Source organism: Klebsiella sp. HC6, assembly GCF_022605325.1.
In the GTDB taxonomy this organism is placed as follows: domain Bacteria; phylum Pseudomonadota; class Gammaproteobacteria; order Enterobacterales; family Enterobacteriaceae; genus Klebsiella; species Klebsiella terrigena.
The window spans coordinates 3,335,269-3,357,400 of record NZ_CP093276.1; the positions used below are offsets into that span (position 1 = coordinate 3,335,269).

At 57.4% G+C, this 22,132-nt stretch carries 18 protein-coding genes and 1 pseudogene; 11 read left to right on the top strand and 8 right to left on the bottom strand.

Going from position 1 to position 22,132, the window contains the following annotated elements; all coding sequences use genetic code 11:
* Positions 1 to 92: 92 nt before the first annotated feature.
* A complete protein-coding gene (locus MMW58_RS16160; protein WP_133597920.1) occupies positions 93 to 1,082 on the top strand; it encodes a 2-hydroxyacid dehydrogenase in 990 nt (329 codons plus the stop codon).
* Between the two features lie 122 nt (positions 1,083 to 1,204).
* Positions 1,205 to 1,627: a heat shock protein HslJ gene (gene hslJ / locus MMW58_RS16165; protein WP_133597918.1), complete on the top strand. Its 423-nt coding sequence runs from the start codon at positions 1,205 to 1,207 to the stop codon at positions 1,625 to 1,627.
* Positions 1,628 to 1,712: 85 nt separating this feature from the next.
* Here hslJ and MMW58_RS16170 read toward each other — a convergent pair whose 3' ends face one another.
* Positions 1,713 to 1,979: a putative hemolysin gene (locus MMW58_RS16170; RefSeq protein ID WP_041145253.1), complete on the bottom strand. Its 267-nt coding sequence runs from the start codon at positions 1,977 to 1,979 to the stop codon at positions 1,713 to 1,715.
* A gap of 300 nt (positions 1,980 to 2,279) precedes the next feature.
* Here MMW58_RS16170 and MMW58_RS16175 point away from each other — a divergent pair, with 300 nt between their 5' ends.
* The 9 genes and pseudogenes from MMW58_RS16175 (at position 2,280) to ttcA (ending at position 14,680) form a co-directional block, all read left to right on the top strand.
* Complete coding sequence (locus MMW58_RS16175) at positions 2,280 to 3,278, top strand: LacI family DNA-binding transcriptional regulator (RefSeq protein ID WP_133597916.1); 999 nt, start codon at positions 2,280 to 2,282, stop codon at positions 3,276 to 3,278.
* A 45-nt stretch (positions 3,279 to 3,323) separates the two neighbouring features.
* Complete coding sequence (locus MMW58_RS16180; RefSeq protein ID WP_241721624.1) at positions 3,324 to 5,009, top strand: glycoside hydrolase family 13 protein; 1,686 nt, start codon at positions 3,324 to 3,326, stop codon at positions 5,007 to 5,009.
* Positions 4,996 to 6,393 carry a PTS transporter subunit EIIC gene (locus tag MMW58_RS16185; RefSeq protein WP_241721625.1) on the top strand — a complete coding sequence of 466 codons (1,398 nt, stop codon included), beginning with the start codon at positions 4,996 to 4,998 and terminating at the stop codon, positions 6,391 to 6,393. The genes MMW58_RS16180 and MMW58_RS16185 overlap by 14 nt, the downstream gene beginning before the upstream one ends.
* Positions 6,394 to 6,517: 124 nt before the next feature.
* Positions 6,518 to 8,077 (top strand): carbohydrate porin, encoded by a 1,560-nt coding sequence (locus MMW58_RS16190; protein ID WP_241721626.1) that lies wholly within the window; start codon positions 6,518 to 6,520, stop codon positions 8,075 to 8,077.
* A 253-nt stretch (positions 8,078 to 8,330) separates the two neighbouring features.
* Positions 8,331 to 11,858 (top strand): pyruvate:ferredoxin (flavodoxin) oxidoreductase, encoded by a 3,528-nt coding sequence (nifJ, locus tag MMW58_RS16195; RefSeq protein ID WP_241721627.1) that lies wholly within the window; start codon positions 8,331 to 8,333, stop codon positions 11,856 to 11,858.
* A 381-nt stretch (positions 11,859 to 12,239) separates the two neighbouring features.
* A pseudogene (locus tag MMW58_RS30240) lies at positions 12,240 to 12,663 on the top strand (porin); the annotation flags it as partial.
* Positions 12,664 to 12,810: 147 nt separating this feature from the next.
* Entirely contained in the window at positions 12,811 to 13,023 is a 213-nt protein-coding gene (locus MMW58_RS16210; protein WP_133597903.1) for a KTSC domain-containing protein, read from the top strand.
* Positions 13,024 to 13,104: 81 nt separating this feature from the next.
* The gene (uspF, locus tag MMW58_RS16215; RefSeq protein WP_045855116.1) at positions 13,105 to 13,539 is read left to right on the top strand and encodes a universal stress protein UspF; all 435 of its coding nucleotides are present in this window, start codon (positions 13,105 to 13,107) and stop codon (positions 13,537 to 13,539) included.
* A gap of 205 nt (positions 13,540 to 13,744) precedes the next feature.
* A complete protein-coding gene (gene ttcA, locus MMW58_RS16220) occupies positions 13,745 to 14,680 on the top strand; it encodes a tRNA 2-thiocytidine(32) synthetase TtcA (RefSeq protein WP_241721629.1) in 936 nt (311 codons plus the stop codon).
* A gap of 48 nt (positions 14,681 to 14,728) precedes the next feature.
* Here ttcA and dbpA read toward each other — a convergent pair whose 3' ends face one another.
* The 7 genes from dbpA to MMW58_RS16250 all read right to left on the bottom strand — a co-directional run bounded on the left by dbpA (position 14,729) and on the right by MMW58_RS16250 (position 21,924).
* Entirely contained in the window at positions 14,729 to 16,102 is a 1,374-nt protein-coding gene (gene dbpA / locus MMW58_RS16225; protein WP_045855114.1) for an ATP-dependent RNA helicase DbpA, read from the bottom strand.
* 14 nt (positions 16,103 to 16,116) lie between these two features.
* Positions 16,117 to 16,302, bottom strand: coding sequence for a proline-rich small protein YnaL (gene ynaL, locus MMW58_RS30325; RefSeq protein ID WP_071844916.1), 186 nt, complete (start codon positions 16,300 to 16,302; stop codon positions 16,117 to 16,119).
* Positions 16,303 to 16,584: 282 nt separating this feature from the next.
* Positions 16,585 to 17,568 (bottom strand): zinc transporter ZntB, encoded by a 984-nt coding sequence (gene zntB / locus MMW58_RS16230; protein WP_045855113.1) that lies wholly within the window; start codon positions 17,566 to 17,568, stop codon positions 16,585 to 16,587.
* 63 nt (positions 17,569 to 17,631) lie between these two features.
* Positions 17,632 to 18,588: an ROK family protein gene (locus tag MMW58_RS16235; protein ID WP_159237366.1), complete on the bottom strand. Its 957-nt coding sequence runs from the start codon at positions 18,586 to 18,588 to the stop codon at positions 17,632 to 17,634.
* On the bottom strand, positions 18,585 to 19,445 hold the full coding sequence (locus MMW58_RS16240; protein WP_041145240.1) for an ABC transporter permease: 861 nt from the start codon (positions 19,443 to 19,445) through the stop codon (positions 18,585 to 18,587). Before MMW58_RS16240 ends, MMW58_RS16235 begins: the two co-directional genes overlap by 4 nt.
* Before the next feature lies 1 nt (position 19,446).
* A complete protein-coding gene (locus MMW58_RS16245) occupies positions 19,447 to 20,367 on the bottom strand; it encodes an ABC transporter permease (protein ID WP_241721630.1) in 921 nt (306 codons plus the stop codon).
* Positions 20,368 to 20,391: 24 nt separating this feature from the next.
* On the bottom strand, positions 20,392 to 21,924 hold the full coding sequence (locus MMW58_RS16250) for an ABC transporter substrate-binding protein (protein WP_181955407.1): 1,533 nt from the start codon (positions 21,922 to 21,924) through the stop codon (positions 20,392 to 20,394).
* Between the last annotated feature and the right edge of the window lie 208 nt (positions 21,925 to 22,132).

Below are 22,132 nucleotides of genomic sequence, written 5' to 3' on the forward strand. Positions count from 1 at the left end.
GATTATAACCTGTTATTTAAACTAATTTTTAAGAATTGTATGATTATTTTAAATATGCTACCGTGACGGTATAATCACTGGAGAAAAGTCTTATGAAAATCGCTGTTTATAGTACGAAGCAGTACGATAAAAAGTACCTTCAGCATGTTAATGATACATATGGCTTTGAACTCGAGTTCTTCGATTTCCTGTTAACCGAAAAAACCGCCAAAACGGCCAACGGCTGCGAGGCGGTGTGCATTTTCGTTAACGACGACGGCAGCCGCCCGGTGCTGGAAGAGCTGAAGTCGCACGGCGTGAAGTACATCGCCCTGCGCTGCGCTGGCTTTAATAACGTCGATCTGGACGCGGCCAAAGAGCTGGGTCTGCGGGTGGTGCGCGTGCCGGCCTATTCGCCGGAAGCGGTCGCCGAGCACGCTATCGGCATGATGATGTCGCTGAACCGCCGCATTCACCGCGCCTATCAGCGTACCCGCGATGCCAACTTCTCCCTCGAAGGCTTAACCGGCTTCACCATGTACGGTAAAACCGCCGGCGTGATCGGTACCGGGAAAATCGGCGTGGCGGCCCTGCGGATCCTCAAAGGATTTGGCATGCGCCTGCTGGCGTTCGATCCATACCCAAGCGCCGCCGCGCTGGATCTCGGCGTCGAGTACGTTGATCTGCAGACGCTGTACGCGCAGTCGGACGTGATCTCTTTGCACTGCCCGCTGACCGATGAGAACTATCATCTGCTGAACCATTCGGCGTTCGATCGGATGAAGGATGGCGTGATGATCATCAACACCAGCCGCGGCGCGTTGATTGATTCACAGGCGGCCATCGACGCCCTGAAGCATCAGAAAATCGGCGCGCTGGGGATGGACGTCTATGAGAACGAGCGCGATCTGTTCTTCGAAGATAAATCCAACGACGTGATTCAGGATGACGTGTTCCGCCGCCTGTCGGCCTGCCATAACGTGCTGTTCACCGGGCATCAGGCGTTCCTCACCGCCGAGGCGTTAATCAGTATTTCGCAAACCACCCTCGACAACCTGCGCCAGGTTGACGCCGGTGAAACCTGCGCCAACGCGCTGGTCTGATATCCTTCCCCTTTTGTGCCCTCCCCCTGCGGGGGGCACATTCAGATAAGCCCCACAGAATTTGCCTGCAGTACAGTTACACTCCGCTTACCTAAAAGATGTGAAATATTTCTGGAGAAAAAATGAATAAGTTTGCTGCACTGCTGGCGGCAGGAATGCTGCTTTCCGGCTGCGTATATAACAGCAAGGTGTCCACCAGCGCGGAGCAGCTTCAGCACCATCGGTTTGTCCTGACCAGCGTCAACGGTCAGCCGCTCAAGGAGGGCTCGAAGCCGCTGGAGCTGAGCTTTGGCGAGAAGACGTTCGTCTCAGGCAATATGTGCAACCGCTTTAGCGGCGAAGGCAAGGTGTCGGATGGCGAGCTGAAGGTCAAAGCGCTGGCGATGACCCGGATGCTGTGCGCTGACCCGCAGCTTAACGAGCTCGACGCCACGCTCGGCAAAATGCTGCGCGACGGGGCGCAGGTCGATTTAACCGAAAATCAGCTGACGCTGGCGACCGCCGATCGCACGCTGGTGTATAAGCTCGCCGATCTGGTTAACTAATTACCCGTCCGGCAGGCACCCAAGGGAGCCTCAATGCAGCGGGCACGAGGGTAGCTCACGGCGCCCGCAGAGGCAGGAGTGCGGCTTAGTAGTTACCGCAGCTGCCGCCGGCCAGAGCCTGCTCGCTGCAGCGTTTGCCGTTAGGCAGCGCGCACATCCCTATCGCCGAGCCGTCCAGCTGACGCGCCACCGACAGCGAGCCGCCGATCATCGCGCAGTTTGCCTGCCCGGTGCTGCTCATCGCAGCGCGCATGCCCGGTGATACGTGGGCCGCCGTCGCCTGCTGAACGGGTTCACTACTGCAGGCCGACAGTAATAACGCGGCACACCCAACTAAAAACGCAGCTCGCATCGTCTCTCCCCTCGGAAACATCTTAAAATAAACAAACCCAAGAATAATAGGCAGCCCGGCGCCCAACGTCGAGAGGCGAAACCGCTATTTATGCGCTCCATTAACATTTTCTAGCAAATTTCCCGCCGGATCGGCGATTCTCGCAAAGTATCCCCTCACTCCCCCGCAGCTGAATAACCGCGGCGGCTCCCGACGGATAAAATTGTTGTGAGATCGATCATATTTTAAAACATGCGGGTTGACTTAAGCGGCGGCTGAAAATAGCTTACCGAACTATGATATCGTTTTCATAAAAATTCTATGGCCACCATAAAAGACGTAGCAGAAAAAGCCGGGCTTTCCGTCACCACGGTCTCCCGCTTCCTGAATAATCATCCCTATATCTCTGATGATAAAAAAGAGAAGATTCTGGCGGCGATGCAGGCGCTCGATTACGAGCCAAGCACCGTTGCCCAGCAGATGCGCGGCGTCAAAACGCACCGTATTGGGGTGCTTATCTCGCGCATTACCAACCCCTTCTTCGCAAGCCTGGTCGATGCCCTGGAAGTCACCGCGCGCAAAAATGGCTACTCGGTGCTGATCGTGCAAAACCACGACAGCGCCGGGGAGGAGAAAAACTGCCTCGACCTGCTGAAGAAAAAAATCATCGATGGCCTGATTTTATGCGCGGTAGAGAGCAATAAGAACGTGCTGGAGAAATACCAGCAATACGGTCCGATCCTGCTGTGTAATACCAGCCTCGAAGCCACCAGCCTGCCGGTGGTTAAAGTGGACGATCGCCGGGCGACCTATGGCGCCGTGACCTACTTGATCAACAAGGGCTATAAAAATATCGCCTATTCGACCGGCGGCACCTTCGAGCAGAAAGGCCACGGCAGCCGCAGAAACCAGGGCTTTATCGACGCCATGCAGGCCGGAAAGCTGGATATCAATCCCGCGCTGATTTTCCGCCAGATGCATACCTATAAAGACGGGCAAGGTCTCGCCACCAAAATGCTGCAAATGGCCGCCAGCGAGCGCCCAGACGCGATTTTTGCCGGCAGCGATGAGGTCGCCTGCGGCCTGATTGCCGGCCTTACCGCTGGCGGCGTGAGCGTGCCAGCAGATCTTGCGGTGGTGGGCTTCGATAATTTGCCGGTGGCGGAGATGATCAACATCCCTCTCACCACCGTCAGCCAGCCGATTGAGCAACTGGGCAGAATTTCCGTAGAACGCCTGCTCGCGCTCATCAGCGGCGCCCGCTATCAGTACGACGAGCAGGATTTGCACTCTGAATTGATTATCAGAGCGTCCGCTTAATTTTTTTATTTCAATATGGTATCGATATCATATCAAGGAGAAGTGATGAACACACCCCAGCAGCACGCATGGTGGAAGGAATCCGTCGTCTATCAGATTTACCCGAAGAGCTTTTATGACAGCAACAACGACGGGACCGGCGATATTCGCGGCATCATTGCGAAACTCCCCTATCTCAAGACCCTGGGAATTACCCTCATTTGGGTGTCGCCGTTTTACCAGTCGCCGATGGCGGATAACGGCTATGACATCGCCGATTACTTCGCGGTGAATCCTGATTTTGGCGATATGCGGGACGTGGACGACCTGATAGCGCAGGCCGGAGAGATGGGGATAAAGGTGATGATCGATCTGGTGGTCAATCATACCAGCGACGAGCACCGCTGGTTCCGCCAGGCGTTGGCGAACCCGGACTCCCGCTACCGCGATTACTACATTTTTAAACCGGCGGTTAACGGTGCGGCCCCCAACAACTGGCGCTCTATTTTCGGCGGCAGCGTGTGGGAAAAAGTGCCCGGCGAAGAGACTTACTATCTCCACGTGTTTCATAAAAAACAGCCCGACCTGAACTGGGAAAACCCGGCGCTGCGCGAAGAAATTTACGCAATGATTAACTGGTGGCTGGCAAAAGGGATCGCCGGGTTCCGCATCGACGCCATTACCTTTATCAAAAAGGATCAGGACTTCAGCCCGCTGCCATCAGACGGTATCGACGGCCTGGCCTCAGTCAAAAGCAAGGCCCGCAACCGGCCGGGGATTGAGCTTTTCCTCAACGAACTGAAGCAAAAGACCTTTAACAAATTCGGCTGCGTGACCGTCGGTGAAGCCCCCGGCGTTCCGCTGGAAGAGTATGAGCGCTTTATCGGGCCGGAAGGCTATTTCGACATGATATTTGACTTCCACGCCGCCGATATCGACGTTGAAAATGGTTCAGAGTGGTTCAGGGAATGCGACTGGAGCGTCAAGGCGTTCAGGGAAACCCTGTTTGCCAGCCAGCTGGCCTTCGCCCGGGCGGGATGGGGTACCACTTTTATTGAGAATCACGACCAGCCTCGCGCCCTATCGAAACTGGTGCGCGACGCTGACTATCAGAACGAGATCGGCGCCAAGGCCCTCGCGGCCATGTACTTTTTCATGCGCGGCACGCCGTTTATCTATCAGGGACAGGAGCTGGGGATGAAGAACTTCTGCCGCAGCGAGATTAACGAATTTAACGATATCTCAAGCCTCGATAACTACTACCGCTCGCTGGCGGAAGGCTTTAGCACCGAGGAGGCTATGGGCTTTGTTAACCACCGCTCAAGAGATAATTCGCGCACGCCGTTCCCGTGGTCCGACGGCGTCAATGCAGGCTTTAACAACGGCGCTAGGCCATGGCTGGCGCTGTCCACTGACGATACGTCGCTGAACGCGCAAAGCCAGCTGGCGCAAGCCGATTCGGTATTCTCTTTCTACAAAAAGATGATTGCCCTGAGAAATATCGACTTCCCTGAAACGCTGATTTACGGCACCTTCACCCCGCTGGAGGAGGCTGCCGAGAACGTTATCGCCTATGCAAGAAGCTCGGCAACCGAGCGCCTTATTTCCATCACTAACCTCAGCGCCAAAGAGCAGCCGTTTACCCTGCCTGACGGGGAAATCGTGCTCAGTAATTACACCAACGTAACTTCTACCCTCAAACCGTACCAGACCATTCTCATTAAGGGATGCGTTAAAAATGAACAAATATAAAAATATCGCCATTGATATTGTTAATACGATTGGCAAGGACAACATTGCATCGGCCACCCATTGCGCGACGCGTTTGCGCTTACAGGTGAAGGATCGCGAAGCCATTGATGACGAAAAAATTCGCCAGATCGGCGAAGTGAAAGGCGTGTTTTATAATTCAGGTCAGTATCAGATCATTCTCGGCACCGGTATCGTCAACAAGGTTTACCAGGCGTTTGTGGAAGAGTTCCAGGTTGCCGAAGTTAGCAAAGACGAGATGAGTCGGCAGAGCACGGGCAGGCTGCAGCGAGGCATCAGAAACCTCTCTGACGTGTTCGTGCCGATCGTCCCGGTGCTCGGCGCCACCGGCCTGTTTCTCGGCCTGAAGGGGGTAATTTTTAACGATACGGTACTGGGCTGGTTTGGCAGAAACGTGCAGGATATCCCGGTTTACCTGCAGACGTTAACCACCGTCCTTTGCGATACCGCCTTTGCCTTCCTCGCGGCGTTTATCTGCTGGTCGGCATTTAAAAAGTTTGGCGGCACACCGATTATCGGCTTTTTAATTGGCCTGATGCTGGTTTCCCCGGCGCTGCCCAACGCTTACGATGTGGCATATGGCCACGCCGCGCCGATATATATATTTGGCTTTATTCCGCTGGTCGGCTATCAGGGTTCGATCCTCACCGCGCTCATTACCGGTATTATCGGCGCGAAACTCGAGATCTATTTCCGCAGAGTCATGCCGAACTCGATGGATCTTATTTTCACGCCCTTTATCGTCATCCTGATTGCACTCGCCATTGCCCTGCTGGTATTAGGCCCGCTGGTGCACGGATTCGAACATTATGCGGTGATGGCGATTGGGCAGTTCCTCGCCCTGCCGGCTGGAATTGGCGGCCTGCTGATCGGTTTTATTTATCCCATCGCCGTGATGACCGGGATGCACCATATGTTCATCATGATTGAAACGTCGCTGATTGCCGGCACCGGCTTTAATCCGCTGATTACGGTCTGCGCGATGTACGGCTTTGCCAACGCCGCCGTGTGCCTGGCTATTTCGCTGAAATCAAAGAACCTGGCCTTTAAGACCGCCGGCATCTCCGCCACTATAACGCAGCTGCTGGGGGTCTCAGAGCCGGCCCTGTTCGGGATTGTGATGCAGTCGGGGATCCGGGCCATTGTCGTGATGCTCACCAGCTCCGCGCTGGGCGGCATGGTGCTCTCGCTGATGGCGATCAAGGCTAACTCTTACGGCCTGGCGGTCCTGCTCTCTCCGCTGATGTACCTCTACGACCGCTACCAGTTTATTAGCTATATCACCGTCGGCATCGCGGTATTTATTTTTTCCTTTATTGCCGCGACTCTTTTTGTTAATACCAAGAAACCCGTGGCCAAAAAATGATAACCCGCAGCTAGCCGCCACCTGACGGCTTAATAACAGCAACATAATTTTTGCTGGCACACTCTTCCGTGCTGCAGGCTTGCCTATGCCCGCAGCGCGGGAATTCTCTGCACAGGGATTAATAATGAAAATCTATACCCTTACGCTCTGCGCGCTGGCGCTGCCGTTATCCGCGCACGCCGCCGATATTACGCTTAATGACATCAACGCCCGTCTGGAAAAACTTGAGGCTGAATTAAAACAGTCCAAAATAGATTTACGCTACGCTGAACAAAAGATTGATAAAGCGGAAAAGAGAGCCGCCGCCGCCGAGAATAATGCCAGCCAGGCCCGGCAGCGCCTGCTGGCCGTTGAGCAAAAAACGGATCGCGATATTGCTTCAATAAAAAATAAGTCGCTTAACCAGGACCCGGCTGAAATTAAAATCGGCGGCTATGCCCGCACCGGGATTCTCACCGGAAAGCAAGGGGCCACCAGCACCGTCGGCCCTTCCCTGACGCCCGCCGGAAGCACCGGCGGCAGCGTCGGCCGTCTCGGCAATGAATCAGACACCTACGTCACCGCCGATATTAACTATCTGCGTCGCTATGATAATAACGCTAAGCTGCGTTATTACATGAAAATTGCCGAATGGGATAAAACCTATAATACCGACAGCGCCTTTAACGGCCAAATGAACCTGCGTCAGGCGTTTGCCGAAATGAGCGACCTTCCATCCTTTTCCGGGGCGTTCAAGCACGCAACCCTGTGGGCAGGTAAGCGCGAGGATCGCGATAACTTTGATATTCACTGGCTCGACTCCGACATGATGAATTTAATCGGTACCGGGGCCGGTATTTATGACGTTAACCTGGCCGGCGACGTCAAAACCAATCTGGCGATTTACGGGCGTAACTTTAATGATATTGATGCCATGGAGAACGTTGAATATAACAACATGACCGGGGCCGCCAATACCTATATTCAGAACTATACCCTGTCGCTCAATAATAAATTAGGCCCGTGGCAGTGGATGGTCAACGGCCTCTACTCTAAGGATAACGATAAGCGTATTAATGATGGCCTGGCGACGGATAAGGCGGCGTCCAAAGGCTTCAACACCATGATGGCGTATCATGGCGACACTTTCTATGGGCTCCGGCCCGGACTGTCCAAAACGGTGCTGCTGTATGGCCAGGCGCTGGGGGCGGAAGTGCGCGGCCCGGGGTCGGACGGTTATCTGATCGATGACGCCTGGACCGTTAAATTCGCCTCCTACGGCATCACTTCCCTGACCGACCGGCTTAGCCTGGCGCCACTCATCGTCGCCCAGAGCAGCAATAGCCGCTACCTGGACGGCGATCGCTACGACTGGGTCACCCTCAACGCCAGGGTTATCCAGGAGCTCAATCAGAACTTTGCCCTGCAGTACGAGGCCAGCTACCAGTATATGGATATCGACCCCAGAGGCTTTAACGGCAACCGGCCCGCCCGCGGAAGCTACTACAAGCTGACCTTTGCTCCGACCTTTAAAATGCACAAGGTGACCGACTTTTTTGAGCGCCCGGAAATTCGCTTCTTCGCCACCTGGATGAACTGGGACAAAGCCCTGGATAGCTACTCCACCACCGACACCTTTGGCAGTGCCGGCTACCACAGCGGAGGCACGCTGATCTTCGGCGCCCAGCTCGAGACCTGGTTTTAAGCGCAGCGCTTTGTTGCCAAAGCACCCGCAACGTTCAGACTAACGGCATAGTAATCAGCAAGATAGCAGCCACTGGTTCTCCTCGCCCGGCGCACAGGCAGGGAGAGCCTCATGGATCAATTTGTGCACTCGAAAGCCGCACAACTTCAAGGGCATAGCGAAAGCCCCTATACTCACTCCATATAATTACAGGATCCGCCGCCGTTTTGCGGGTCCCTTCTTTTTTGTTTGCGCAATGTTAGGGTCTCTTTTTATGATTACTATCGACGGTAATGGCGCGGCCGCTTCTGTCGCGTTTCGCACCAGTGAAGTTATCGCCATCTACCCCATTACCCCCAGCTCAACGATGGCCGAGCAGGCGGACGCCTGGGCAGGTAACGGGCTCAAAAATATCTGGGGCGACGTGCCCCGGGTGGTCGAAATGCAGTCGGAAGCCGGGGCTATCGGCGCCGTGCACGGGGCGTTGCAAACCGGGGCCCTTTCGACCTCCTTCACCTCCTCGCAGGGTCTGCTGCTGATGATCCCGACGCTGTACAAGCTGGCCGGTCAGCTGATGCCGTTTGTCCTGCACGTCGCCGCGCGTACCGTCGCGACCCACGCGCTCTCTATTTTCGGCGATCACTCCGACGTGATGGCCGTGCGCCAGACCGGCTGCGCGATGCTCTGCGCCAGCAACGTCCAGGAGGCGCAGGATTTCGCCCTGATTTCGCATATTGCGACCCTCAAAAGCCGGGTGCCGTTTATCCATTTCTTTGACGGCTTCCGCACCTCGCACGAAATCAACAAAATCGCGCCGCTGGCGGATGACACCCTCCGCAGCCTGCTGCCGCAGGCTGAGATCGACGCGCATCGCCTGCGCGCGCTGAATCCCGAACATCCGACGATCCGCGGAACCTCGGCTAACCCGGACACCTATTTCCAGTCCCGTGAGGCCACCAACCCGTGGTACGACGCGGTCTACGACCACGTCGAAACGGCGATGGACGATTTCGCTGCCGCCACCGGCCGTCGCTATAAACCGTTCGAATTCTACGGCCATCCGCAGGCCGAACGGGTGATTGTAGTGATGGGTTCCGCCATCGGCACCTGCGAAGAGGTGGTGGATGAGCTGCTCAGCCGCGGCGAGAAGGTCGGCGTGCTGAAAGTGCGGCTCTATCGCCCCTTCTCCGCTGCTCACCTGCTGGAAGCGCTGCCGGAAAGCGCGCGCGCCGTCGCCGTGCTGGACCGCACCAAAGAGCCCGGCGCCCACGCGGAGCCGCTGTACCTCGACGTGATGACCGCGCTGGCGGAGGCGTTTAACCGCGGCGAACGCGAAACGCTGCCGCGCACCATCGGCGGCCGCTATGGCCTGTCGTCAAAAGAGTTCGGCCCGGAGTGCGTGCTGGCGGTGTTTAACGAGCTGAGCGCGGCGAAACCGAAGCCCCGCTTCACCGTCGGTATCTATGACGACGTCACCAACCTCTCTCTGCCGCTGGGGGAAAACACCCTGCCGTCGGAGGCGAAGCTGGAGGCCCTGTTCTACGGCCTGGGCAGCGACGGCAGCGTGTCGGCGACCAAGAACAACATCAAAATCATCGGCAACTCGACGCCGTGGTTCTCGCAGGGCTACTTCGTCTACGACTCGAAAAAGGCCGGTGGACTGACCGTTTCGCACCTGCGCGTCAGCGAGAAGCCGATTCGCTCCTCCTATCTTATCTCGCAGGCCGATTTCGTCGGCTGCCATCAGCTGCAGTTTATCGACAAATATCAGATGGTGGAGCGGCTAAAGCCCGGCGGGATTTTCCTGCTGAACACGCCGTACGCCGCCGATGAGGCGTGGTCGCGTCTGCCGCAGGAAGTGCAGGCGACGCTCAACCAGAAGCAGGCGCGCTTTTATATCGTCAACGCCGCCAAAATTGCCCGCGAATGCAGCCTCGGCGCGCGTATCAACACCGTGATGCAGATGGCGTTCTTCCATCTAACGCAAATTCTTCCGGGTGACAGCGCGCTGGCCGAACTCCAGGGCGCGATTGCCAAAAGCTACAGCAGCAAGGGCAAGGAGCTGGTTGAGCGCAACTGGCAGGCGCTGGCGCTGGCCCGCGAGTCGCTGGCCGAAGTGCCGCTGCAGCAGGTCAACGCCGCCAGCCCGAACCGCCCGCCGGTGGTCTCCGATGCCGCGCCGGACTTTGTCAAAACCGTCACCGCCGCCATGCTGGCCGGCCTCGGCGATGCGCTGCCGGTCTCCGCCCTGCCGCCGGACGGCACCTGGCCGATGGGCACCACCCGCTGGGAAAAACGCAATATCGCCGAAGAGATCCCTATCTGGAAAGAGGCGCTGTGCACCCAGTGTAACCACTGCGTCGCGGCCTGCCCGCACTCGGCGATCCGCGCCAAGGTTATCTCCCCAGAGGCGATGGAAGCGGCCCCGGCCAGCCTGCATTCGCTGGACGTGAAATCCCGCGATATGCGCGGACAGAAATACGTTCTGCAGGTGGCGCCGGAAGATTGCACCGGCTGTAATCTGTGCGTTGAGGTTTGCCCGGCCAAAGACCGGCAGAACCCGGAGATCAAGGCCATCAATATGATGTCGCGCCTTGAGCACGTTGAGGAGGAGAAGGTCAACTACGACTTCTTCCTCAGCCTGCCGGAGATCGACCGCAGCGCGCTGGAGCGCATTGATATTCGTACCTCTCAGCTGATAAGCCCGCTGTTTGAGTACTCCGGCGCCTGCTCCGGCTGCGGCGAAACGCCGTACATCAAGCTGCTAACCCAGCTCTACGGCGATCGGATGCTGATCGCCAACGCCACCGGCTGCTCGTCGATTTACGGCGGTAACCTGCCGTCAACGCCGTATACCACCGACGCCAACGGGCGCGGCCCGGCGTGGGCCAACTCGCTGTTTGAAGATAACGCCGAATTTGGCCTCGGCTTCCGCCTCTCCGTGGACCAGCATCGTCAGCGCGTGATGCGCCTGCTGGAGCAGTTTGCCGACGCGATACCGGCGGAGGTCAACGATGCCCTGCACGCCGAGGCCGCCCCGGACGTCCGCCGCGAGCAGGTGGCGGAGCTGCGCCGCGCGCTGGCCGGCGTTGAGGGAGCCCAGGAGCTGCTGACCGACGCCGACGCGCTGGTGGAAAAATCCATCTGGCTGATCGGCGGCGACGGCTGGGCCTACGATATCGGCTTTGGCGGCCTCGACCACGTGTTGAGCCTGACCGAAAACGTCAATATCCTGGTGCTCGATACCCAGTGTTACTCCAACACCGGCGGCCAGGCCTCGAAGGCCACGCCGCTCGGCGCGGTGACCAAATTTGGCGAGCACGGCAAGCGTAAATCGCGCAAAGACCTCGGCGTCAGCATGATGATGTACGGTCACGTCTACGTGGCGCAGATCTCGCTGGGCGCCCAGCTGAATCAGACGGTGAAAGCGATTCAGGAAGCGGAGGCCTATCCGGGGCCGTCGCTGATTATCGCCTACAGCCCGTGCGAAGAGCACGGCTACGATCTGGCGCTAAGCCACGATCAGATGCGTCAGCTGACCGCCACCGGATTCTGGCCGCTCTACCGCTTCGACCCGCGCCGGGCGGATGAAGGTAAGCTCCCGCTGGCGCTGGACTCTCGCCCGCCGTCGGACGCGCTGGCGGAAACGTTGCTCAACGAGCAGCGCTTCCGTCGCCTCAACGCCCAGCAGCCGGAGGTGGCGGAGCAGCTGTGGAAGGATGCCGCAGCCGATCTGCAAAAACGCTATGACTTCCTTGCGCAGATGGCCGGTAAAGCGGAGAAACCCACCGTCGAAAGCTAATTTGTACCGCGCCTGAGCGTTGCCATAAAAAAAGCCCGAATAGATATTCGGGCTTGTCATTTTACCGTTTAAATAGCCCGCAAGAGGACCGCGGGCGGCGGCAGCAAAAATGCGGCTGACAATAAACAAAGGCATATAACGCGCGAATAATATCCCATTAACTCCCCGCCGTATAATTTTTATTTTATATGTATTGCATTGATAGATTCACTAAAATTATTACCACAGTGGCGGGGTGTTTATTTTAGACTTTACTTATAGTGAAGCATTTTATATTTATTTTACTTTAACAGCCTTCACCTATAATAATGAAGCGTCTTCGAAGTAAGTTAAAAAACGTCAAAGAATTCTCCAAATGAAAGAACGTGCTGGCCATCATGAGTCGATAATTTACATTATTTATCCGATGATGCGTATTCTGCTGACGATATGAGCGATATCCATCCCGGCTTCAAAGGCGAAACTCATATTCGCGATCTGCTGACCGGCTACGGCCAGTGGGGATATCACGTTCAGGCCAATAGCAGCGAATCCGATACCAACAACGCCTGGGTCCGTCCGGCATTCGCCGGTCTGAAATTTAGCGAGTGCCGGGCGCACCAACGAGCAGACTCATCGCTCGACCGCCAACGGCGACAAGGATCTGGTGAAATATGCCGATATCGGCGCGACCTTTTACTTTAGCCGCACTAGGTCCACCTACGCTGATGACAAAATCACCCTGCAGGACGAAGACCATAGCGGCTACGCAAACCACGGCATCGGCACCGATGACGTCGTGGCGCCAGGCCTGGCTTATCCGTTCTGCGGCCGTGGCCTGCTGGGAGCTGCGGGCCTGGCCCCTCTTTCTGCCGATATTTTAACCAAATCAAAACAATATACCTGTTGCGTTAAAATAGTCGTCCAGTGGATGATATATTGCTTATAAGACCGCTCGTAAAGGACGCCAGCCATGCATCATCATCCCGTAAAATCATCACGAATCCGCTCCGTCGCCTACGACGAAGCCTCCGGCATCCTTGAAATACGCTTTCGTGACAATAAAACGCTGCAGTACTGCGACGTTCCGCCGCGGGTGTTTCACAACTTTCTGCAGGTCGTTTCCAAAGGTCGTTTTTATGACGGGGTTATCAAAGGTAAATTTACCGAACGTTCTGCGGTCTGAAGCCAAAGTGTGACCCTGGTCATTGTACATATTGCCCCTGAATGTCGTACACTTTTAAAGGTTAATTAAACAGGAGGTTTTATGACCAGAATAATTCTTGTACCCATAGATATTTCTGATACAGAATTAACTCAACGCGTTATCAGCCACGTTGAAGCCGAAGCACGGATTGATGATGCTGAAGTCCACTTTCTGACCGTGATCCCCTCTCTTCCCTATTATGCCTCGCTGGGCATGGCCTATACCGCAGAGATGCCGCCGATGGATGAGTTCAAGGCGGATTCCGAAACCCGACTGAAAGAGGTGGTGAAGCAGTTTGCCATCCCTGAAGACCGGGTGCATTTCCATATTGCCGAAGGTTCGCCGAAGGACAACATTCTGGGACTGGCGAAGTCGCTGCCGGCAGATTTAGTCATCATCGCCTCGCACCGCCCGGATATCACGACCTACCTGCTTGGCTCTAACGCCGCGGCCGTCGTGCGTCACGCAGAGTGCTCCGTACTGGTTGTCCGCTAACCTCTCCAGCCCGCCGCCGGTGCGGGCTTTTTATCTTAATCCTTCGCCGCTTAAACTCTCTTAAATGTGCTGACATCCCCGGCGCGAATCCGTACCATACACGCCACAGACTGATACTCATCGACGTCAGACGCCATAAGTTGCCGCCGTCAGCAACGCTGCTGGCAGAATGCGTGCGCCACACTACGAACTGAGCCATTATTAAATGCTGCAGAATCAAGACATTAGTAAGAAAGAAAAGTACAACATCGATAAGTTGCAGAAGCGCCTGCGCCGCAACGTCGGCGAAGCCATTGCCGATTTTAATATGATTGAAGACGGCGACCGGATTATGGTTTGCCTGTCCGGCGGGAAAGACAGCTACACCATGCTGGAAATCCTGCGCAGCTTACAAAAAAGCGCCCCCATCTCTTTCTCTCTGATCGCGGTAAACCTCGATCAGAAGCAGCCCGGCTTCCCGGCGCACATTCTGCCGGAGTACCTGCAGCAGCTCGGCGTCGAGTATAAGATTGTCGAAGAGAACACCTACGGGATCGTCAAAGAGAAGATTCCTGAGGGTAAAACCACCTGTTCACTCTGTTCGCGCCTGCGTCGCGGGATCCTCTATCGCACGGCCACCGAACTCGGCGCGACTAAAATCGCCCTCGGCCACCACCGCGACGACATCCTGCAGACGCTGTTCCTCAACATGTTCTATGGCGGCAAGATGAAGGGCATGCCGCCGAAGCTGATGAGCGACGACGGCAAGCATATCGTTATCCGCCCGCTGGCATACTGCCGCGAAAAGGATATCGAGCGCTTCTCGCAGGCGAAGGGTTTCCCAATTATCCCATGCAACCTCTGCGGCTCCCAGCCTAACCTGCAGCGTCAGGTGATCGGCGACATGCTGCGCGACTGGGATAAACGCTATCCGGGGCGCATCGAGACCATGTTCAGCGCCATGCAGAACGTCGTGCCGTCGCATCTTAGCGACGTCAGCCTGTTTGACTTTAAAGGCATTACCCACGGTTCTGACGTGGTTGACGGCGGCGACCTCGCGTTCGATCGCGAAGAGATCCCGCTTCAGCCTGCCGGCTGGCAGCCGGAAGAGGATGATGCCCAGCTGGACGAGCTGCGGCTGAACGTGGTGGAAGTGAAGTAAACCGCGAACGGGCGTCTCAGCGCGGTGGCTGAGACGCCCTTGCCTACTCTATTTCAGTAAACGAACCCGGCAGTTCTTGCCCTTAATCTTACCGTTCTGCAGCAGCTTAAACGCTTTGTGGGCCACGCCCTGGCGCAGCGCCACGTAGACGTGCGCCGGATGAACGTTGATCTTGCCGATATCGGCGCCATCGAATCCCAAATCTCCGGTCAGCGCCCCCAGAACGTCCCCTGCGCGCATTTTGGCCTTCTTACCGCCGTCAATGCACAGGGTCGTCATTTCGGCTTCCAGCGGTACGATCGTGCCGCCGGCCGGTGCGTTCATCCAGTTCAGCTTCAGCTGCAGCATTTCCGCAAGAATATTGGCGCGCTGGGCCTCTTCCGGCGCGCAAAGGCTGATCGCCAGCCCGCTTGCGCCGGCGCGTGCGGTGCGGCCGATGCGGTGAACGTGAACTTCCGGGTCCCAGGCCAGCTCGTAGTTAATCACCAGCTCCAGGGATTTAATATCGAGACCGCGCGCCGCCACGTCGGTTGCGACCAGCACGCGCGAGCTGCCGTTCGCAAAGCGGATCAGGGTTTGGTCGCGATCGCGCTGCTCGAGATCGCCATGCAGCGACAGCGCGCTCTGCCCGGCGGCGTTGAGCGAATCGCAAACGGCCTGGCAATCCTTTTTGGTATTACAGAACACCACGCAGGAGGCCGGCTTGTGCTGGCTGAGCAGCTTTTGCAGCAGCGCGATTTTGCCTTTCTGCGAGGTTTCGAAGAACTGCTGTTCAATTGCCGGCAGCGCGTCAACGGAATCGATCTCGATGGTTTGCGGGTCGTTCTGCACGCGTCCGCTAATCGCCGCAATGGCCTCAGGCCAGGTCGCGGAGAACAGCAGCGTCTGCCGCTCGGCGGGCGCAAAGCGAATCGCTTCATCAATGGCGTCGCTGAAACCCATATCGAGCATCCGATCCGCTTCGTCCATCACCAGCGTCTGCAGCGCGTCCAGCGAGACGGTGCCCTTCTGCAGGTGATCGAGCAGGCGTCCCGGCGTGGCGACGATAATGTGCGGCGCGTGCTGGAGCGAATCACGCTGGGCGCCAAAAGGTTGGCCCCCGCAGAGGGTGAGAATTTTAATATTCGGCAGAAAGCGCGCCAGGCGGCGCAGCTCACCGGCGACCTGATCCGCCAGCTCCCGCGTCGGGCACAGCACCAGGGACTGCGTCTTGTACAGCGTGGCATCAACCTGCTGGAGCAGGCCGAGGCCGAATGCGGCCGTTTTTCCACTGCCGGTTTTTGCCTGCACGCGCACATCTTTACCGGCCAGAATCGCCGGCAAAGCCGCCGCCTGGACCGGGGTCATTGCAAGGTATCCCAGCTCGTTCAGGTTATCGAGCTGGGCGGCGGGCAAAACGTTTAGTGTTGAAAAAGCGGTCACAATTTTTTCTCGTGTTAAAGGGCGCGCAATTGGCAGGCGCGTATCCTCGCAGAATTGCGCCTCTGATGCGACAATTTAATCGGTTCGTCGTCCGGCGGCGGGTCGGGTAAAGGATGCGGACGAGGCCGCGGGTCCGGCACCGGCGTCGGGTCGTTAGGTTCAGGTGAGATGGGTATGGAATTTAACGGCTGATATCGCATTTTGACTCTCCCGGTTATGAGCGGGTGTACCACCCATTAAGCGTAGAAGCTGGCCGCCGGAGAGCAAAAAAAAAGCCGACTCAATAAAGTCGGCATCGTACGAATCAATTGTGCTATGCAGTAATTCAAAAAAGGAAGTAAGACAATATGGAGCGCAACGCCCATCGCTTGACGTTGCATTCACCTGCGAGAGAGATATTGCCCCGAATGGGTAGATGGTTTATTGATTTCGCTCAAACATTGCCGGGTTTTCGCAATCAGACGCTGATAAAAGGCGATTATTTACAGCCATTTACTGCGATGTAACCACCACGCAACACCGCCAATCAGAACAACTAACATTACGCAAAAGATAGAAAAGCCCAAATGCCACTCATTGCCGGGGATCCCGCCGAGGTTAACGCCGAACAGGCCGGTCAGGAAGGTGCTGGGCAGAAAGACCATGGCCATCAGCGACATGGTATAGGTTCTGCGCGACATCGCCTCCTGCATAATTTGCGCGATCTCATCGCTCATTATCGCCGTGCGGGCAATGCAGCTATCGATCTCATCCAGGCCGCGGCCGAGGCGATCGGAGATATCCTGCATGCGCCGACGCTGGTCGTCATTCATCCACGGCAGACGTTCGCTGGCCAGCCGGGAGTAGGCATCGCGCTGCGGAGCCATATAGCGGCGCATCACAATCAGCTGCTTACGCAGCAAAGCCAGGAAGCCGCGCGGAGGGACCTGCTGATCCAGCAGATTATCCTCAAGGTCGATAATCCGGTCATGCAGCTGTTCGATAAATTCGCTGGCATGATCGGTCAGCGCATCGCAGATATCCACCAGCCAGCTGCCGCAGTCCACCGGGCCGGTGCCTTCACGCAGGTCGCCGAGCACGTCGTCCAGCGCCAGCACCCGCCGCTGGCGGGTAGAGACGATTAGGCGCTCGTCCATATATAAGCGCATCGCCACCAGCTGATCCGGCCGTTCGTCGGTGCTGCCGTTAATGCAGCGCAGCGTAATCAGCGTCCCGTCGCCGACCCGCGTCACCCGCGGCCGGGTGCTTTCGCCCGCCAGCGCATCCCGCACGCTGTTCGGCAGCAGCGGCGTTTCCGCCAGCCACTGTGCGCTGTCGGCGTGGGTGTAGTTGAGATGCAGCCAGCAGGGATGCTCTTTATCAATAGTGTCGCTATTCGTCAGCGGTTTTACGCCGCCCTTGCCGTCAAACTGCCATGCAAAAACGGCATCCGGTACACTCAGTTCCGCACCTTTAATCGCCTCCACCAGACCTCCGTCAACTCAGGCTTAATTTTCGTAGTCTAGCCTGACGCCTCCGTTAAGCAAGGGCTAAAACAAGCAGGGTGCTGAATTCGCTGATAAAAGCCGCTGCCCGAGAATGCTGGCGCCGATAAGGCCGCCGTCGCTCGCGTGGCGGCCCGCAACGATCAGCGGCCGCGCGGTTTTCAGCAAAATCTTACGCCGCAGGGCCTCGTCAAGGCGGCCAATCAGCGCCGCCTCGCTCGCCATGCCCCCGCCGGCCACGATTCGGTGCGGCCCGAGAATATTGACCGCGTGGGCCAGCGGCTCGCTCACCACCTCCAGCCACGCGGCGAGGGTCAGGGCCTGCGGTTCGCGGCCCGCCAAACCCTGGGCAACAATCTCCCGGCTGCTCAGCGACCGGCCGCTCAGGATATGATGCAGCCGCTCAATGCCCCTCGCCCCGCCTAAGGTGTCGAGGCACCCAGTCTGCCCGCAGCCGCAGGGCAGGCGCGGCAGGCTCAGGCTGTGCTCGCCCACCTTCAGCGCGGTTTGCACAATTGGCGCGTGGCCCCACTCGGCGCTGATCCCCTGATTACCGTAAAGAATATTGCCATGAATCGCGATGCCGCCGCCGATGCCGCTGCCGAGAATAATCCCCAGCACCACCGGGAACCCCTGCGCCGCGCCGCTGCTCGCTTCCGCGAGGGTAAAGCAGTCGGCGTCATTGGCCATCACCGCCGGACGCCGCAGCTCCGCGCTAAGGGTCCGGGTCACGCTGACGCCCTGAAAAGGCGGCACGTTGCTGGAGAGAATGCGATCGGTAGCAACATCCACCACCCCGGCGCAGGAGAGCGCCAGCGGGCTTTCCGCCGATAGCCTGTCGCCGTAGCCGGCAATGATATCGCCAATCGCGGCGGAAAAATCGCCCCAGCTGCCGGTGGGAACGGGGCGCTGGCGGATATCGCCGATAGCGCCCGCGGTTTCGGAGATCGCGCTTTTGATAAACGAACCGCCAATATCGAGACAGAGCACCCGCGCGTTCATAGGCGAGTGTCCAGCAGGTCGCGCAGGCCGTCGCCGAGAATATTAAATCCGAGAACCGAAAGGACGATAGCCAGCCCCGGCCACAGCGAGATCCCGAGGCTGATCCCGAGGAAGTTGCGCCCGTCGCTCATCATCGTGCCCCACTCTGGCATCGGCGGCTGCACCCCCATGCCCAAAAACGACAGCGAGGCGGCGGCCAGAATCACCGAACCGCCGGTCAGGGTGGCCTGCACGGTAATCGGCCCCAGCGTGTTGCGCAGAATATAGTGAATAATCTGCCGCCGGTAGCCGATCCCCAGCGCGCGCGCCGCTTCCATATACTCCATATTTTTAATGCCCAGCGTCAGGTTGCGGCTCAGACGGGCGTATACCGGCACCGAGAAAATGGCGATCGCCAGCAGCATGTTTATCAGCCCCGCCCCCAGCACGCTCACCAGCAAAATAGCCAGTACGATCCCGGGAAAGGCGAAAATCACATCCATAATCCACATAATGATGTGGTCAACGCTTTTGCCGCACAGCGCCGCCATAATGCCCAGCGGCAGCCCCATCGCCAGCGACAGCGCCACGCTGACCACCACCTCGATAAGGGAGATCCGCGCGCCGTATATGATGCGGGAAAAAATATCGCGCCCGTAGTCGTCGGTGCCCAGCCAGTGTTCCGCCGAAGGCGCGGAGAGAATATTGAGCAGATCCTGGTCATAGGGATCGTAGTGGCTCAGCCACGGCGCAAAGAGCGCGCCGAGAACAATTAAGGCCACGATAAAACCGCCAATGGCGATCGACGGATGATCTATTCCCCAGCGCAGGCCGTTCATCAGGCCATTGCGCGATTTGGCGAGTGAGATTTCAGACATATTAATCAAACCTTATTTTCGGGTTGATTCTGGCGATAATCATTTCGCCCACCAGATTCATCACCACCACGCTGGCGACCGTTATCATCGTCACGCCCTGAATAACCGGATAATCGCGATAGCGCACGGAATCCACCAGGTAACGCCCGATGCCCGGCCAGTTAAATACCGACTCCGTCACCACCGCTCCGCCGATCAGGCTGCCAAAGTTGAGCGCAATAATGGTCACGATGGGGATGAGGGCATTGCGTAAGGCATGCTTAAAGTAGACGTAGAACGGCGCCAGTCCTTTGGCCCTGGCGGTGCGAATATAGTCTTCACCGAGCACGTCCACCATGCTCGATCGGGTCATGCGCGACATCACCGCCATCGGGAAAATACCGAGGCACACCGAGGGCAGAATATAGCTTTTCCAGCCCTCAGCCCCCAGGAGCGGCAGCCAGCCCAGCTTCACCGAGAAGGTGTCCATCGCGATCAGGGCCAGCCAGAAGTTGGCGATTGAGGCGCCGGCAATCGCGATCAGCATCAGGGCGTGATCGGCGGCATGATTGCGATAAATCGCCGCGCACATCCCCATCGGAATGCCGAGCACCACCGCCATCAGCCACGCCAGCAGCGCGAGGCCGAGGGTATAGGGCGCCCGCTCGCCGAGCTCGGCGGAGACCGGCTGCCCCGATTTTAGCGAAATGCCGAAGTCGCCTTTGAGCATCCCGACCACAAAGCGCCCGTACTGCAGCGCCAGCGGATCGTCAAGCCCGAGGCGGGAGTGCATCCGGCTCACGTCGTCCTGGGTCGCCTGCGGGCCGGCCATCAGCCGCGCAGGGTCGCCGGGGAGCATCCTGATCGCCAAAAAGACGATCAGCGATGCGCCGAGCAGGATAAGCGGTAAGGAAAGCAGTTTTTTGATGACGTAGGCTTTCATAACGACTCCAGTCAGGCCCCTGCTTTACGGCTTCTGCGCGTTGATAACGATAATTTCGCCGCCCGGCTCCATCCGCACGCCTTTGATATCCGCGCGGGTGGCGTAGAGATCGTCCTGGAAGTAGAGCATCACGTGCGGCGCATCCTGCATGATGACCTTCTGCGCCTGCACGTAATCGGCGATGCGCGCCTTGTCATCCATGGTGGTTGCCGCTTTGTCCAGCAGGTCGTCGAGGGTCGGATTTTTATAGAAGCCGAGGTTGGCGCCAACCGGCGCGGCGCTCTGGGAGTAGTACAGCGGACGCAGCTGTAAATCGGATCCGTTGAGGCCGGAGGACCAGGAGGCAAGCACGGAATCGGTGCGGTTCGCCAGCTTTTCAGCCGCCGGCGCGAAGGCGGCCTTGCTCCAGACGCCGCTTTCCATCTGCTGAATATTCAGCTTAACCCCCACCTTGCCCCACATCGCCTGCAGGATTTGCGCGGTCCGGGCGTCCGGCCCCTGTACGGCGATGTTGATGTCAAATCCCTGCGGATAGCCGGCATCCTTGAGCAGCGCCCTGGCTTTGTCGATACTGTAAGCGTATTCGTTGAGCGACTTATCGTAACCCTCATTCACCGGCGCCAGCGGCGAGTTAGCGGCGGAGGCGTAGCCGAACATCACCGCCTTCAGCAGGGCGTCTTTATCCGTCGCCAGATTCAGCGCCTGGCGCACGCGGACGTCGTTGAGCGGTTTCTGCTCAACGTTGAGCGCCACCCAGAATACCGACGCGCCCTCGCCCTGCTCCAGCTTCACCTGCGGGTTGCTTTTCAGCTGCATACCGAACTGCGGCGGCACCGGGTTAATCACGTCAACCTGGCCGGAGAGCAGCGCCATATTCATCACCGAAGGCTCCGAGCTCCAGGTCCATTTTATTTGCTCCGGGCCGCCGCTTTCTCCCCAGTAATGCGGGTTCTTTTTCTCTAAAACATACTCCCCGGTTTTATATTCCTGCAGCATATAGGGGCCGGTTCCGTCCGCTTTGCGGCCAATGGTGCCGGCTTTGTCCGCCGCCGGGCTGACCATTTTCGCCGCGCCGCCGGTGAGTAAATTGAGGAACGAGGGGTAGACTTTTTTCAGCGTAATTTCGACGCTGCCGTCGTCAATTTTCTTCACCGACGCAATCACGTTGCGCATCCGCGAGCTGGCGGCCAGGCTGCCTTTAGGATCGATATGGCGCTGGATATTGGCCACCACCGCGTCGGCGTTAAACGGCGTACCGTCATGGAAGGTGACGTTCTTGCGTAGCGTGAAGGTCCAGACCTTGCCGTCCTCACTCACCTGCCAGGCCGTGGCCAGCGCGGGGGTGATTTTGTAATCGGGGGAGAGATCGACCAGCCCTTCATACATCGGCTTGAGGACCGTATCGGTGAAGGTCGCCGTCTGGTCGCCGGGATCCATGCTGCGCGGCGCTTCATTTTGCATCACATTCAGCGTCGCCGCCTGCAGCACCGTGATATTGCCTACCGCCAGAACGCCTGCCAGAACGGCAAGTCGATATTTGCTCATCAATACCTTCATCGCTCAACCCCTGCCCGTATGTTATTTCGCCAGTTGTGGTCATTATGTTGCTATTAAGTTTTGTTTTTACACATAACAAAATTCTTTAAATGTGATATTAGCCACCATTAGCGCTTAATTAGGTAATAAATTTAACTTATATGCGATCACTTAGTTACTTTTATGAAAAAACTGATTGCTAAATCAGCAGGTCGCCACTATGTTCAAA